Annotated in this window: 17 protein-coding genes and 1 riboswitch; of the genes, 7 read left to right on the forward strand and 10 right to left on the reverse strand. The window is 23.6% G+C overall.

All coding sequences use genetic code 11. The features are described 5' to 3' along the window. Positions 1 to 183 precede the first annotated feature (183 nt). From PWP28_RS07935 to PWP28_RS07950, 4 genes are read left to right on the forward strand one after another with little or no spacing between them, the layout of a single operon-like run. Complete coding sequence (locus tag PWP28_RS07935) at positions 184 to 1,260, forward strand: lipopolysaccharide assembly protein LapB (protein WP_109603441.1); 1,077 nt, start codon at positions 184 to 186, stop codon at positions 1,258 to 1,260. 20 nt (positions 1,261 to 1,280) lie between these two features. Next, positions 1,281 to 1,742 carry a prepilin peptidase gene (locus PWP28_RS07940; protein ID WP_264150135.1) on the forward strand — a complete coding sequence of 154 codons (462 nt, stop codon included), beginning with the start codon at positions 1,281 to 1,283 and terminating at the stop codon, positions 1,740 to 1,742. Next, positions 1,708 to 2,472 (forward strand): YdcF family protein, encoded by a 765-nt coding sequence (locus tag PWP28_RS07945; protein ID WP_109603443.1) that lies wholly within the window; start codon positions 1,708 to 1,710, stop codon positions 2,470 to 2,472. The genes PWP28_RS07940 and PWP28_RS07945 overlap by 35 nt, the downstream gene beginning before the upstream one ends. Positions 2,473 to 2,485: 13 nt before the next feature. Further along, positions 2,486 to 3,388 (forward strand): SMR family transporter, encoded by a 903-nt coding sequence (locus PWP28_RS07950; RefSeq protein WP_109603444.1) that lies wholly within the window; start codon positions 2,486 to 2,488, stop codon positions 3,386 to 3,388. A 1-nt stretch (position 3,389) separates the two neighbouring features. Here the strand turns inward: PWP28_RS07950 and PWP28_RS07955 are convergent, their stop codons facing one another. Continuing rightward, positions 3,390 to 3,974 (reverse strand): isochorismatase family protein, encoded by a 585-nt coding sequence (locus PWP28_RS07955; RefSeq protein ID WP_308644543.1) that lies wholly within the window; start codon positions 3,972 to 3,974, stop codon positions 3,390 to 3,392. Between the two features lie 147 nt (positions 3,975 to 4,121). On the opposite strand from PWP28_RS07955, the gene gpmA reads away from it, so the two are divergent. After that, positions 4,122 to 4,868, forward strand: a complete 747-nt coding sequence (gene gpmA / locus PWP28_RS07960; protein WP_264150134.1) for a 2,3-diphosphoglycerate-dependent phosphoglycerate mutase — start codon at positions 4,122 to 4,124, stop codon at positions 4,866 to 4,868. Between the two features lie 32 nt (positions 4,869 to 4,900). Here the strand turns inward: gpmA and PWP28_RS07965 are convergent, their stop codons facing one another. From PWP28_RS07965 to ribD, 7 genes are all read right to left on the reverse strand, one after another. Continuing rightward, positions 4,901 to 5,623 carry a basic amino acid ABC transporter substrate-binding protein gene (locus tag PWP28_RS07965; protein ID WP_109603447.1) on the reverse strand — a complete coding sequence of 241 codons (723 nt, stop codon included), beginning with the start codon at positions 5,621 to 5,623 and terminating at the stop codon, positions 4,901 to 4,903. Between the two features lie 14 nt (positions 5,624 to 5,637). Next, the gene (locus PWP28_RS07970; RefSeq protein ID WP_109603448.1) at positions 5,638 to 6,363 is read right to left on the reverse strand and encodes an amino acid ABC transporter ATP-binding protein; all 726 of its coding nucleotides are present in this window, start codon (positions 6,361 to 6,363) and stop codon (positions 5,638 to 5,640) included. Further along, entirely contained in the window at positions 6,356 to 7,060 is a 705-nt protein-coding gene (locus PWP28_RS07975) for an amino acid ABC transporter permease (protein ID WP_264150131.1), read from the reverse strand. The genes PWP28_RS07970 and PWP28_RS07975 overlap by 8 nt, the downstream gene beginning before the upstream one ends. A gap of 318 nt (positions 7,061 to 7,378) precedes the next feature. Continuing rightward, the gene (gene ribH, locus PWP28_RS07980; RefSeq protein ID WP_264150130.1) at positions 7,379 to 7,840 is read right to left on the reverse strand and encodes a 6,7-dimethyl-8-ribityllumazine synthase; all 462 of its coding nucleotides are present in this window, start codon (positions 7,838 to 7,840) and stop codon (positions 7,379 to 7,381) included. A gap of 10 nt (positions 7,841 to 7,850) precedes the next feature. After that, positions 7,851 to 9,020: a bifunctional 3,4-dihydroxy-2-butanone-4-phosphate synthase/GTP cyclohydrolase II gene (locus PWP28_RS07985; protein WP_264150129.1), complete on the reverse strand. Its 1,170-nt coding sequence runs from the start codon at positions 9,018 to 9,020 to the stop codon at positions 7,851 to 7,853. After that, positions 9,010 to 9,567, reverse strand: coding sequence for a riboflavin synthase (locus tag PWP28_RS07990; protein WP_109603452.1), 558 nt, complete (start codon positions 9,565 to 9,567; stop codon positions 9,010 to 9,012). The genes PWP28_RS07985 and PWP28_RS07990 overlap by 11 nt, the downstream gene beginning before the upstream one ends. Continuing rightward, a complete protein-coding gene (gene ribD / locus PWP28_RS07995; protein ID WP_264150128.1) occupies positions 9,552 to 10,580 on the reverse strand; it encodes a bifunctional diaminohydroxyphosphoribosylaminopyrimidine deaminase/5-amino-6-(5-phosphoribosylamino)uracil reductase RibD in 1,029 nt (342 codons plus the stop codon). Before ribD ends, PWP28_RS07990 begins: the two co-directional genes overlap by 16 nt. Before the next feature lie 112 nt (positions 10,581 to 10,692). Beyond that, a riboswitch (FMN riboswitch) is annotated at positions 10,693 to 10,807 on the reverse strand. Positions 10,808 to 10,910: 103 nt separating this feature from the next. Here ribD and PWP28_RS08000 point away from each other — a divergent pair. Continuing rightward, positions 10,911 to 11,438, forward strand: coding sequence for a GNAT family N-acetyltransferase (locus PWP28_RS08000; RefSeq protein WP_109603454.1), 528 nt, complete (start codon positions 10,911 to 10,913; stop codon positions 11,436 to 11,438). On the opposite strand, the gene PWP28_RS08005 is transcribed toward PWP28_RS08000, so the two are convergent. Both PWP28_RS08005 and PWP28_RS08010 read right to left on the reverse strand, forming a co-directional pair. Continuing rightward, on the reverse strand, positions 11,439 to 13,166 hold the full coding sequence (locus PWP28_RS08005; protein WP_109603455.1) for an ABC transporter ATP-binding protein: 1,728 nt from the start codon (positions 13,164 to 13,166) through the stop codon (positions 11,439 to 11,441). After that, positions 13,160 to 14,071, reverse strand: a complete 912-nt coding sequence (locus tag PWP28_RS08010) for an MBL fold metallo-hydrolase (protein WP_264150127.1) — start codon at positions 14,069 to 14,071, stop codon at positions 13,160 to 13,162. Before PWP28_RS08010 ends, PWP28_RS08005 begins: the two co-directional genes overlap by 7 nt. A gap of 109 nt (positions 14,072 to 14,180) precedes the next feature. On the opposite strand from PWP28_RS08010, the gene PWP28_RS08015 reads away from it, so the two are divergent. Beyond that, positions 14,181 to 14,384 carry a putative motility protein gene (locus PWP28_RS08015; protein ID WP_109603457.1) on the forward strand — a complete coding sequence of 68 codons (204 nt, stop codon included), beginning with the start codon at positions 14,181 to 14,183 and terminating at the stop codon, positions 14,382 to 14,384. Positions 14,385 to 14,466: the final 82 nt, after the last annotated feature.

Below are 14,466 nucleotides of genomic sequence, written 5' to 3' on the forward strand. Positions count from 1 at the left end.
ACTCCTTTTATATTTTAATATTATTTATAAAACTATATATAAATTCCTTGAATTATTATAATTTAAATATAATTATAGCACTATATTTTAATTTTTAAAATATAATCAAATTTTTTAATTTTTGTTAAGTATGGTAAAATTATTATGAAGATTTTTTTACATACTTCAAAGGGGGAGATTTATATGGAGAACATTGTAAACGTGAACTTAAATGGAGAGGTTTACACTATAACAGATAGAACACCCTTTCCATTATTACTTTCTGAATATTTATATGAAGGCGATTTTGATCTTATGATGGTAGATTTAAAAGAAAAAAAAGACTTTATAAATGAATGTAAAACGTTAAAAGTTCTCATGGATAATATTCCAGGTATAAATTCTAACTTCATAACAAGTCCTTTTATTTTTAATGATTTTTTATCCTATATGGAAGAATTCAATATAAAAATAAATGATTTTAATCATGTTTCTTTAAATGGTTTAATAGATATAGTTTTGGATAGAGCTGATAAAAAAGATTTTGATATAGTAAAAAAAATATTATACTTCACATTAGATATTGATTCTAATTTTGCCCCTGCATATGAACTTTTAGGATCTATTCTAATTGAAGAAGGAAATTTTGAAGATGGAAAAAAGTCTCTCGAAAAAGCTGCAAAAATAGACCCTTGGAATATTGCCGCTTTGTCTGAACTAGGAGAGGCTTATTTTAATTTAAAAGAATATGATAAAGCGGCTGAAATTTGGAAAAAAGAAATAGAACTTGCTCCTAATAATTATGTAACTTATTTTATGATAACTGATGCTTATATGGAAGTAGACAAATATGATAAAGCAGCAAACATTTTAGAAAAATTTTTAAATAGATTTCCAAAAAGTATACTTGGAAAATTCCAACTTTCAAATATATATAAAGAATTATCAAGAAATATAGAAGCTGAAGGTCTTTTAAACGAAATTTTAAATTCTATTCCGGAATACGAGAGTGATATAGAGATATGGACTAAATTAATGATAGAAAACAATAAAAATAAAACAGTCATAAAATTTATAGAAAAATTCATCGAAAGATCTGAAAACAATGAACATTTCAAACTTTTATTAGTTATACCATATTTTAAATCTGGCGAAATAGAAAAAGCTAAAAAAATTTTTAAAAACTTAAAAGATGAATACTCATGGTATATATATGGCTTAAAAGATTCTTTCAATGCTGTTTTAAATAAAGATGAACTAAAGGAATTAGAACTGATATGACTTTTAAAAAAAAGTGCCTGTTGGGCACTTTAATTTTTTGTATAAATTTAATTCATTTCTTTTTATTTGAAAATTTCTTTGATATAATTATTATAAACTCTATAATATTTGCTGGATATATTGACTATAAAAAATTCATAATTCCAGATACTTCTGTAATAATAATTTTAATTGTATCTTTATTTAATTTTTCTATTTATAATTTAATAATTTCAATAATAATTTTTTTATTACTTCTAAATTTTTATAAAAAGAAAAAAATGGGATTTGGAGATGTAAAACTTTTAACAGTATTAAGTTTATATTTTGGATATGAAATTTTTTTTATAATAATATTTAGTATCATATTGATAATTATTTTAAATTTTAAAAAAGAACAAGCTAAAATACCTTTTGGTTTTTATATAATGTTTGGAGTATTAATAAATTTATTCATGAGGTGGTTTTATGATCCTTTACAAAATTATTGGTTCCCTTTTTGAAATTCCCGGAATTTTTATATTGATATGTTTTATAATGTTTTTATACTACTTAAAAAAAGAGAAACGTGTTAGAAAATTTCTTCTTTCTATATTGATAATAATATATATAATTTCAACTGGTTGGTTTTCAAGAATGCTTGTTTATCCTTTAGAAAATAAATATCCTCCATTTAAACTTCAAGGTAAAGAATTTTCAAATGATAATGGTATAATACTGACACTTGGTGGTGGAATAATATCTAATATTTCAGAAAACACAAATCAACTTTCAGATTCATCTATGCAAAGAATATATCAATCATATTTAATGTATAAAAATTTAAGATATCCCATAATAGTAACAGGAGGAAAAATTGAAGGGACAAAAAATCTTCCGGAAGCTTTTGTTATGAAAGATACATTGATAAAAATGGGAGTTGAACCAGAAGATATTTTTATAGAAATAAATGCTAGAAACACAGAAGAAAATGCTAAATTTGCATCTGATATAGCTAAATCTTTGAATAAGGATAAAATATATTTAGTTACTTCAGCTGTACATTTACCAAGGTCTATGAAAATATTCGAAAAATATTTTGAAGAAAATTTAATACCAATACCTACAGATTATCAACTTTCAAGAACAGAATTAAGTTGGTATGATTTTTTGCCAAAGATGGAATTTTTAAAAGCTACAGCAAGTGCATTACATGAATATATTGGTATTTTGTATTTGATGTTAAAAAATTAATTGAGGTGTTATTTTGATATATTTAATAATAGCAATATTTTTTAGTTCTTCAATAGCAATAATATTTAAAGTATCAGAACTCAATTCTCAAAGTAGATTAAATGTTACAACATTTAATTATGCAACTGCCTCAATAATAAGTGGGATTATGTCTTTAAGAATCCCACTTAATTTTGAAAATAACATAAATTTTTTTAATGAGTTTAAAAATGTAATAGAAACCCCCAACTTAATTTTAAGTAATAGTTCAAGTTTCATATGGAGCTTAATTATAGGAGTTCCTGCTGGATTATTCTTTTTTCTATCTTTTTTACTTTATCAAATAAATATTAAAGAAAATGGAGCTTCATTATCTGGTGCATTTTCAAAAATTGGAATTCTTGTTCCAATGATAATATCAATAATTTTATGGAAAGAATATCCAACTAAAATCCAATCTTTTGGTATAATTTTATCTTTAACTTCTATATTTCTAATAAATATTCCAAATAAAAATGAAAAAAAGAATTTTAATTATTTATTAATTTTATTATTATTAACGGGTGGAATGGCAGAATTTTCAAATAAATTATTCCAAAAATATGCTAAAACAGAAATTAAAAGTATATTTCTATTTTTTGTTTTTATATCAGCATTTTTGATAAGTTTAATTTTTTCAAAAAAAGATTTAAAAAAATTAACAAAAAAAGAAATTCTTACTGGTATATCAGTAGGAATTCCTAATTTATTTTCATCTTATTTTTTAATATTATCTTTAAATTATATAAAAACCTCTATAGCTTTCACAATTTATTCAATAGGAAGTATTTTAATAATAAATATAATAAGTTTTCTATTTTTTAAAGAAAGATTGAAAAAAATAGAAATAATAGGTATTTTTATCATTATATTATCTCTGTTTCTTTTAAATATTTAAATTAAATAATTTCTATCTCATCTAAAACATCTTTACTTAAATTTTCTGAAATTTGTTTTTTATTAACAGATTTAACAAATTTTTTTAAAACTATTACATTAAAACCTTTGTCTAATGCATCTTTTATTGTTTCTTTAACACATACATCTCCTGCAAGTCCTAAGATTATAAGATTTTCTATATCTTCTAATCTTAACCTTTCTTCAAGACCATTTGATTTTTTTAATTCATAATCATCATAAAATGCAGAATAACTATCAAATTCTTCAGATGTTCCCTTTTGAAATAAAAAATCATAGTATTCTATGAAAAGCTGATTACCAAATGTGCTTTTAACGCAATGAATTGGCCATTCTTTGAATGAAATATGATTTTTCGGATGATCATCTTTACTTGAAAAAATCTTTATACCTTCTTTTTTTATATCTTTTACAAAATTATTAATATCTTTTATCCAAAACTCATCAGTTCCTTTAACTGGAAGTTCTGATGGGCATCTTTCAGTAAAACCGTTTTGGCAATCAACACATAATAAAGCAGTATTCTTTAAATTAAATTTAGTTTTAATATATTCTAATATGTTCATTTTAAATCCCCCCATAAAGTTATTCTATAAATATTTTATCATATATAATATTATTTTTCCTTTAAAGTATTTTATTTGTAAAATATCTCTTATATAATATATATTGTATGTTCTAATTTTTCACAATCATTTAAAGGGGTGAATAATATGTATAAATTAGTATTAATAAGACACGGCGAAAGTGAGTGGAATAAAGAAAACAAATTCACAGGTTGGACAGATGTTAACCTTTCCGAAAAAGGTGTTAGTGAAGCTAAAAATGGTGGAAAACTATTAAAATCAGAAGGTTTTGAATTTGATATAGCTTTTACTTCAGTTTTGAAAAGAGCTATAAAAACTTTAAACTTTGTTTTAGATGAAATGGATCAAGATTGGATACCAGTAATTAAAGATTGGAGACTTAATGAAAGACATTATGGTGCATTACAAGGTTTAAATAAAGCAGAAACAGCTGAAAAACATGGAGATGAACAAGTGAAAATTTGGAGAAGAAGTTATGATATACAACCTCCAGCCTTAACAGAAGATGATGAAAGATATGCCGGAAAAGATAGAAGATATTCAAATCTTTCAAAAGAAGAATTACCATTAACAGAATGTTTGAAAGATACTGTTGAAAGATTCTTACCTTTATGGCATGAAGAAATAGCTCCTACAATAAAAGAAGGAAAAAAAGTTATAATTGCTGCTCATGGTAACTCATTAAGAGCTTTAGTAAAATATTTAGATAATGTATCAGAAGAAGAAATTGTTAGTTTAAATATTCCTACAGGAACACCTCTTGTTTATGAATTAGATGAAAATTTAAAACCAATTAAACATTATTATTTGGGAGATCAAGAAGCTATAAAAGCAGCAATGAATGCCGTTGCAAATCAAGGAAAATCCAAATAATTAAAAAAGCAGTTCAAAATGAACTGCTTTTTTTAATTAAAATATTTATCTATTAATTCTTTATATTTTCCATTTTCTCCTAATTTTTTTAAAGCATTATTTATTTCTAACATCAAATTTTCATCATCTTTTCTAAAGGCTATTGCATAACTTTCTTTCAATGAATCAGTATTTACAACTTTTATACCTTCATTATTTTTTATAATATTCTTAGCTGGTTCTGAATCTAATACTATAGCTTCAATTTTTCCATTTTTTAAATCTAATACAGCAGAATAAACATTTGAAAATCTTTTTAATATTGAATTATCTTTTTCTGTCATCAAAGCATCTCCAGTAAAACCTAAAACAACACCAACATTTTTATTTTCAAGATCTTCAAAACTTTTTATATAATTATTATCTTCATTTATAATTATTACTTGTTTGGCTTCATAATAAGAATTACTAAAATTGACATTTTCTTTTCTTTCTTCAGTTTCGGTCATTCCTGCAATTACCATATCAACTTTTTTACTCTGTAAAGCTGGTAAAAGACCATCAAAGTCCATATGTATAACCTTTATTTCTTTATTTAATATATTCCCAACTTCATTTATTAAATCTATATCAAAACCAACTATTTTATCTTTATCAAAATATTCAAAAGGAGGAAATTCAGCATTTGTTCCAACATATATAATATTATTCTCATTACATGAAACTAAAAAAATAGCCATAATAGTCAATAAAATACTAAGTAAAAATTTTTTCATATATCAACAACTCCCTATTTTAAATTAATTTTATTTAAGAAATCTAAAGTTCTTTTATTTTTTGGATTATTAAATAATATATCTGGTGATCCTTTTTCTATAATTTTTCCTTCATCCATGAACCAAATTTCATCTGATATATTTTTTGCAAAATTCATTTCATGTGTCACAATGAGCATAGTTATATCATCCTTGGATAAATCTCTTATAACATTCAAAACTTCTTGAACCATTTCTGGATCAAGTGCAGAAGTTGGTTCATCAAAAAGTATTATTTCAGGATTCATAGCCATAGCTCTCGCTATAGCTACTCTTTGTTTTTGCCCACCACTTAATTGAGATGGATATGAATTTATTTTATCTAAAAGTCCAACTTTATCAAGTAATTCATATGCATTTTTTTCAGCTTCTTTTTGAGTTTTTAGGCCTAATAAAATCGGAGCCAAAATTATATTATTTAAAACATTTTTATTGTTAAATAAATTAAAATTTTGAAAAACCATTGCTATATTTTTTCTTATATTACTAATATTTTTTTCATTTAAAATATTAGTGCCATTAATATATATTTCACCACTTTCTGGAATTTCTAATAAATTTATGCATCTTATTAAAGTTGATTTTCCAGAACCAGAAGGACCAATTATTGAAACTTTTTGACCTTTTCTAACTTCAATATTTATATCTTTTAAAATATGTTTATCAGAAAAATATTTATTTAATTTTTTTATTTTAATCATTTACTTTCATTCCTTTTTCTATTTTTTTCATTATCTTTGTAAAAATAAAAGTTAAAATCAAATAAATTATTCCAACTAATATTAAAGGTTCAATACCTCTATATGTCTGACTTGTTATAATTTTAGAAGAGGTTAATAAATCCATGCCACCAATAAATCCTACAATTGAAGTTTCTTTAAGCAAAGTTATAAATTCACTTATCAATGTTGGTAAAATAATTTTAATGGACTGAGGTACTATTATATTCTTCATAGTCATAGAATAACTGAGACCTAATGAATATGCTGCTTCTTTTTGGCCTTTATCAACTCCTTGTATTCCAGATCTTATAATTTCAGAAACATAAGCAGATGAATTTATACCAAAAGAAATAGAAGCTATTATAAATATAGGTGTATTTTTAAGATATCCAACAAATATTAAATTTGCAAATATCATTAATTGAACAACAGCTGGTGTACCTCTTATTAGATTAACATATAATTCTCCTATTTTTTCTAAAGGATTTAGAAATATTCCCCATTTTTTAAAAGGGTGAAATTCAAACAATCTCAAAAAAGCAATTAATATCCCCAATCCTAATCCAATTAAAGCCGCAAAAAATGTAACAGAAAGTGAAAAACCTAAACCTTTTAAAATATATAAATATCTTTCATTTTCTATAAAAATAAAACTCAAAGTTTCTAAATAATTCATTAAAATCTCCTCTCAATATAAATTTAATCTTTTTCATTATATTGAAAACTCCGTTTTTTAAACATTTGTATACCTCCTTATATAAAATAAAATGGAAGTCATACTAAGACTTCCACTTTTATATTAAAAATATATTTAGATATACAAAAATTAGTTCAAAAAATGATTATAATGAACATGAAGTCAATAGTATGATAAAATAATTATTCATTTCAAATGATCTTCGGTGATATCGCATTTTCATACTATTTCCTCCTTTTATTTTTTGATATTTTACAATATTTTTATTTACAAATCATGTGATATATGTTAATTTTATTAAATCAAATTATCTATATTAATCATTTCAAGCAAAGATAAAGCGGCATCGAATCCTTTATTTCCAGATTTTAATCCTGATCTATTAAAAGATTGTTCTAATGTATCTGAAGTTACAACTCCAAAACTTATAGGAATTTTAGAATTCAATGTTAAATGAGCTATTCCTTTTGAAACCTCATTTGAAACAATTTCAAAATGATATGTATCCCCTCTTATAATACATGCTAAAGCTATTATTCCATTATATTTTTCTGAATCTAAAATTTTATTACATAAATGTGGAATTTCAAAAGCTCCAGGAACAATATAAACATCTATATCCTCTTCTTTGACATCATGTCTTATTAAACAATCATTTGCACCTTTTAATAAATTATCTGTGATTGTAGAATTAAACCTTGAAATTACAATTGCTATTTTTTTATTTAATCCATTATATTTACCTTCATATATATTCATAATAACCTCCTTAAACATTCAAATTATGATTAAATCTAATTTTTTTTGTTTTCAAATAAAATTCATTATATTCATTAATTTCTCCATATAGATTTATACTTTCTTCTATATCTATACCATACTTAGATAATTGTTTTATTTTATCTGGATTATTAGTTAATAATTTTATTTTATTTACTTCCATAGCTTTGAGAATTTGAGCAGCATTTGAATAGTCTCTATTATCTGCTGGTAGTCCTATTACCTCATTAGCATCATAAGTATCTACACCTTTATCTTGAAGAGCGTAGGTTTTAATTTTATTTGTTATTCCTATATCTCTACCTTCTTGTCTCATATAAATTAAAATCCCATCATTTTCTGATATGAACTTTAAATAATTATTTAATTGACTTCCACAATCACATTTTAATGAACTCATCACATCACCTGTTACACATTCAGAATGAACTCTCACATAAGGTATCTTATTATAAAAATCACCTTTTTTTATGACAAAATGTTCTTTTTTATCAAGATTATTTTTAAAAGCTATTATCTCAAATTCTCCATATTTTGTTGGAAGTTTTGCTTTTGAAACCATAAAAATATTTTGAACTCTTTTTATATATTCTTCATAAATTTCATCAATAGTAATTACTCTAATTTGAAGTTCTTTTGCAAGATTTTCAATATATTTTAAATTATGAGACTCTCCATTATCATCTATTATTTCTACAAAAGAAGAAAATCTTTTATATCCTAAAATACTCATTAATTCAATAGAAGCTTCTGTATGACCTTTTCTATTATTAAGACCTCTTCCACCAATCAAACTAACATGACCAGGATAAGCAAAAAGTCCTATATTTGGATTTTCGGATAAAACAGATACAGTATTCGCTCTTTCAATAGAAGAAATACCTGTGTTTGAAAGCTTATAATCAATAGGAATATAAAAATTTGTGGAAAATTTTTCTTTATTATTAGATGGAAGTTTTATAAAACCTCCATCCAAAAGGATATTTTCATCTGCTGCTGTACATAACAATCCTCTACCTTTTTGTATAAATAAATTTATAATTTTTTCATCCATCAATTCAGATGGAAATACCATATCCCCTTCTATTTCTCTCTTAGTATCTAATATAATAACCGGTTTACCTAATTCAAAATCTTTTTTTATATTTTCAATATCCATACTTTTCACCTCTCGCATATCTATTTAAAATATCAATTTCATAATTAACATAATCATACATCTTCAAATCAAATAAATTTGTATTTAAATAAGTATGTGGAATAACTTGAATTACAAAAGAATCCATATATTTTTCGGCAATAGTCAAACTAATTCCATTTAGTGCAATTGCTCCTTTTCTTACAATTGCCCAATTTTCTTTTGGCATTTTAAATTCCATATAATAAGTATCAGAAATTTTCTTACAATTTAAAAATCTTATCATACCGTCTATATGACCAGTTACAATATGACCATCAAGTCTTCCATTAAACTTTAAAGCTCTTTCTATATTTAATTTTTTGGATATATTAATATTTGTAATTTTCTTAGTCTCTTCTCCAAGTGTAAATTGCAATTTACTTTCTGATAAAGAATCTACAGTTAAACAAACTCCATTAAGGGCTATAGAATCTCCTAATTTTATTTCTTTTGAAAAATTATTTATTACAATCTTATTGTTAAAAATATTAAAATCTGATTTTTTTTCTATTATTCCCGTAAACATCTTTTCAACTCCAACTTGATATTTTCTCCAATAATAAAACTATTCTTAATATGAAATTCTTTAATTTCTTTTAAATTTTCAAAAGGAGAAATACCTTTTCCAAATATTTTATTACTAATATAAACATTTATTTCATCTGAATAATCATAAAATAAAGAAATTATTTTTCCGCCGCCTTCTACAAGTACAGAATTAATATCCATTTTATTTATTTCTTTCAAAATATTTAAAATACTAAAATCTTTTATATAAACAATTTTTGTTATTTTTGAATCACAAATATAATTTTTAGAATTAGTAAAAATAATATTTTTACCTGGAATATTAAATATATTAAAGTCAGTACTTTTTATATCAAAATCTTTATCAATTACTATTCTTATTGGAGAAATACCTTCTAAATATCTCAAATTAAGTTTAGGATTATCTTTTAAAATAGTTCCAGCACCTACAAGAATAGATTGATATTTTTTTCTCATTTTATGAACATCAATTAAGGATTCTTTACATGTAAATCTACCTTTAATTGAATCATTATATATAAACCCATCTAAACTTTGTGCATATTTTATATTTATATATGGTATAGAATAATTCATACTTTTAATAAAAAATTTATTTAATTCTGTTATTTCATCTTTTAATATTCCTTCATCAACAATTACTCCATTTTTTCTGAGTTTTTCTATGCTTTTACCATTAACTTTTGGATTAGGATCTTTGATCCCAATAAATACTTTTTTAAATTTATACTTTAATATTTCATCAACACAGGGAGGTGTTTTACCATAATGAAAACAAGGTTCTAAAGTTATATAAATATTTGAATCTTTTATCTCATGACCTTTTTTCAATGCATTTTTTATAGCATTTACTTCGGCATGATCACCACCAAAATATTTATGATATCCTTTTGAAAGAATATGTCCATTTTTTTCTATAATTGCTCCAACCAAAGGATTAGGATTAGTATATCCAATAGCTTTTTTGGATTCTTCTAAAGCCATTCTCATATAAAATTCTTTAATTTAAATCACCTCCAAAATTTAAATATATAACAAAAAACCCCGGATTTCTCCGGGGTTTAAATTTATATAAATTGAAAAAATATATATAAATATATTTATTCTTCTTCTATCATCCAGACTTTACTGTCGGTTCCGGAATTACACCGGATCAACCAAAAAGGTTCGCGGACTTTACCGCCGGTCGGGAATTTCACCCTGCCCCGAAGAAGTGTTACACAAATATTATATCACATAAACTATTCAATACACAAAAAAGTAACATACAAAAAAATATTTGATGTATAATTGACATAGTATAGTTTGAGAGGTGATTTAATGAATATAAGAATAGAAAAATTAAAACAAAAAAACTTAAATTTATTTAAAATAATAGAAAGTAAATTCATATCTAATTTTAAAGTTGTACCAAAAATGAAAGATTCTCATTTATATTATGACCTACAAAGAATAGATCAATATGAAAAATCTTATTCATTTGATTTTGAACTTGAAAAATTTATTACTATGGAAGATCGGTGTATATACTTTGCTTTCTTAAAAAAAGAAATTGTTGGTTCAATAACACTAAAAAAAAGCTGGAATAATTTTGTTAATATAATGGATATAAGGGTTTCAAATAATTTTAGAAATATAGGTATAGGTAATAAATTAATTCAATCTTCAAAAATATGGGCAAAAATGAATAACTGCAGCGGATTATTTGTTGAAACTCAAAATACAAATTATCAAGCTTGTAAATTTTATGAATCTCTCGGATTTAAATTAAAAGGATTTGATGAATTATACTATATAGGATTTGAAAATTACGATGAAATAGCTTTATTTTGGTATTTATTGATATAATTAACTTTTTATAAAATCATTATTTTGACTATTATAAAGGGAATAATATAATCCTTTATTTTCTATTAATTCATTATGATTTCCATCTTCAATTATTCCATCTTCTGTTAAAACAATTATTCTGTCAGCATTTTTAACTGTACTCAATCTATGAGCAATTATAAAAGTTGTTCTATTTTTTGATAAATTTTCTATTGATTTTTGAATAATTTTTTCACTCTTATTATCTAAAGCCGAAGTTGCTTCATCAAGTATCAAAATAGAAGGGTTTTTTAGAAACATTCGAGCAATAGATAATCTTTGTTTTTGTCCACCAGATAATTTAACTCCTCTTTCACCTATGTAAGTATCATAACCATTTTCAAGATTCAAAATAAAATCATGAGCATTTGCTGCTTTTGATGCCTCGATAATTTCATCTTCTGAAGCATCCAATTTTCCATATCTTATATTTTCTAAAATACTACCAGAAAATAAAACTACATCTTGTTGTACAACTCCAACATTTTCTCTTAAAGATCTTAAAGTTACATTTTTTATATTTATTTGATCTATTAATATTTCTCCATCACTAATTTCATAAAATCTCGGTATTAAACTACATAAAGTTGTTTTTCCTGAACCAGAAGGACCAACTATTGCAATATTTTCACCCTTTTTAACAAAAAGATTTATGCTTTTTAAAATATTCTTACCTTCATCATATTTGAAAGTAACATTCTTAAATTGTACATTTCCTTCTACATTTTTTAATCTTAAAGCATTTGAAGAATCTTTTATATCTGGTTCTGTATCCATAATTTCTAAAAAACGTCTAAATCCTGCCGCTCCTTGTTGATATTGTTCAATAAATCTTAAAAGAACATTTAAAGGTGTTAAAAACTGTCCTATTAATATAGAATACGCAAAAAAATCCCCTATATTTATAATGTTTTTGTATACAAAAATTCCTCCAATTACAAGATTAATAACTATTGCCATATTAGAAAAAAAATTAACAACCGAATCAAATATTCCAATATGTTTAACTGCTTGTCTTCTTGCATCTCTTAAACTTTTATTATTTTCATCAAACTTCTTATTTTCATAGTCTTCATTTGTATAAGTTTGTACAACTCTTATGCCTGATATACTTTCAGAAATTTTAGCATTAATATTTGATGTTCTTCTTTTTAAATCTCTAAAGGCTTTTTCAAGTTTATTATTATAATAAATCATAAACCAAAACATAAACGGTATAATGGCAAAAGTTATTAATGTCAATTTTACATTAATAAACAGAAGAATTATGAAAGAACCTATTACTTTGATTGAAGAAATAAAAAGATTTTCTGGTCCATGATGAGCAACTTCAGAAATTTCAAACAAATCATTTACTATTCTAGACATTATATGACCAGTCTTATTATTATCATAAAATTTAAAAGATAATTTTTGAAGATGTTGATAAAGATCTTTTCTCATATCATATTGGATCTTTACTCCTAAAACATGTCCCCAATATCCTACAACATATTCTAAAAACATTCTAACTAAATATAAAACTGTTAAAAAAATTCCAAAAAATATTATTTTATTTAAATTTTTATTTGGAATCAAATCATTTAAAATATATCTCGAAATTAAAGGGTATACTAAATCAGAAACTGAAATCAAAAATGCAGCCGTCATATCAATTATAAATAAAAATTTATGTGGCTTATAATATTCTGCAAATCTTTTTAACACAAATTATCCCCTGCCTTCAATTTTATTAGATTATCCATAATAATTTTAATTTTTTTATTATTTATCAATGAAGATATATGAGCATTTATAGTTGTAATATTAAAGTAGTATTCTGTTGGAGTTGAATTTTTTAAGTTTAGTTTTTCAAAAATTTTTTTATACAGTTCTTCAAAAGAAAGTTTATTTTTATTATTAATAAAAATATTTATAATGATATCATTTATATCTTTTATTCTATTTATATTTAAATCAACTGTTTTATTTAAATCTTTTATGATATTTCCATGTGAAGGAACATATAAGTAATTTGAATAGTTCTTTATCAAATTTAAACCTTCAATCAATGAATCAATATTTATATAAAAAGATAATTTATGTTTATTTAAAATTTCCTCAGAGATCACAAGATCGCCACCAAAAATAACATTATCATATAAAATACTTAGATGGCCATAAGAATGTCCTTCATTTCTTATTAATTCAAATTCAAAATCTTTAACTTTAATTTTTTTAATATCGGACGATAATTTAATGTCTACAGTACAAGGATTTGAAAAAACAAATTTATTTTTGATTCTGTTTGGAGCATTTGCACCTAAAAATTGTGAATTGACTTTTAATTGAGGATTTTCTATAAAAATAGATTCTTTTTCATCTGCATATATAATCGGATTAAATATTTCTCTATAATAATAATTTTCACCACAATGGTCTGCATGTGAATGTGTATTAATTATTGCTATAAGATTTAAATTATTTTCTTTTATAAAATTACATACAAAATTTGTAGTTTTTCTATTACATCCTGTATCAATCAAAATTATTTCATTATTATTTTTTACATAACCTAAGTTAGTATCACCAGTAAAAAAGCCTACTTTTTTATTTATTGATATTTTACTCATAAGAATACCTCCAAACATTTATCATTATAACATTTAATTAGCTAACCTAACAAAAAAAATATGTTATAATTAAATAACACTATATTCGAATCCGAAAGGAGGAGCTATAATGAATGTACAAGGTGTATCAGCAATGATGTCAAATATGCAAGGAATGGAAACAGCAATGAAAATTTCAACTTCTGTAACAAGCAAAGCTTTAGATACAACAAAATTGATAGGTAACATGGTTATGGAAAATATAGAAAGCGCAAAAGTAGATCCAATGGTTAAAGATCCTAACAGAGGGCATAACTTAGATATATTAGTTTGATATAAAAATACTTAGGTTAATTAATTATATTAAAACCGTTTTTTAAAAACGGTTTTTTTTAATTTATAAAAAAAATATTAAA

The organism is Oceanotoga sp., from assembly GCF_030445905.1.
Lineage (GTDB): Bacteria > Thermotogota > Thermotogae > Petrotogales > Petrotogaceae > Oceanotoga > Oceanotoga teriensis.

Bases quoted from the DNA above. Each gene is read 5' to 3' on its own strand.
- gpmA (WP_264150134.1), top strand. From the start codon at position 4,122: ATGTATAAATTAGTATTAATAAGACACGGCGAAAGTGAGTGGAATAAA.
- PWP28_RS08010 (WP_264150127.1), bottom strand. From the start codon at position 14,071: ATGAGTAAAATATCAATAAATAAAAAAGTAGGCTTTTTTACTGGTGAT.
- PWP28_RS07945 (WP_109603443.1), top strand. From the start codon at position 1,708: ATGATCCTTTACAAAATTATTGGTTCCCTTTTTGAAATTCCCGGAATT.
- ribH (WP_264150130.1), bottom strand. From the start codon at position 7,840: ATGAATATATATGAAGGTAAATATAATGGATTAAATAAAAAAATAGCA.
- PWP28_RS07935 (WP_109603441.1), top strand. From the start codon at position 184: ATGGAGAACATTGTAAACGTGAACTTAAATGGAGAGGTTTACACTATA.
- PWP28_RS07970 (WP_109603448.1), bottom strand. From the start codon at position 6,363: ATGATTAAAATAAAAAAATTAAATAAATATTTTTCTGATAAACATATT.
- ribD (WP_264150128.1), bottom strand. From the start codon at position 10,580: ATGAGAATGGCTTTAGAAGAATCCAAAAAAGCTATTGGATATACTAAT.
- PWP28_RS07965 (WP_109603447.1), bottom strand. From the start codon at position 5,623: ATGAAAAAATTTTTACTTAGTATTTTATTGACTATTATGGCTATTTTT.
- PWP28_RS07990 (WP_109603452.1), bottom strand. From the start codon at position 9,567: ATGTTTACGGGAATAATAGAAAAAAAATCAGATTTTAATATTTTTAAC.
- PWP28_RS07985 (WP_264150129.1), bottom strand. From the start codon at position 9,020: ATGGATATTGAAAATATAAAAAAAGATTTTGAATTAGGTAAACCGGTT.
- PWP28_RS08015 (WP_109603457.1), top strand. From the start codon at position 14,181: ATGAATGTACAAGGTGTATCAGCAATGATGTCAAATATGCAAGGAATG.
- PWP28_RS07975 (WP_264150131.1), bottom strand. From the start codon at position 7,060: ATGAATTATTTAGAAACTTTGAGTTTTATTTTTATAGAAAATGAAAGA.
- PWP28_RS07955 (WP_308644543.1), bottom strand. From the start codon at position 3,974: ATGAACATATTAGAATATATTAAAACTAAATTTAATTTAAAGAATACT.
- PWP28_RS08000 (WP_109603454.1), top strand. From the start codon at position 10,911: ATGAATATAAGAATAGAAAAATTAAAACAAAAAAACTTAAATTTATTT.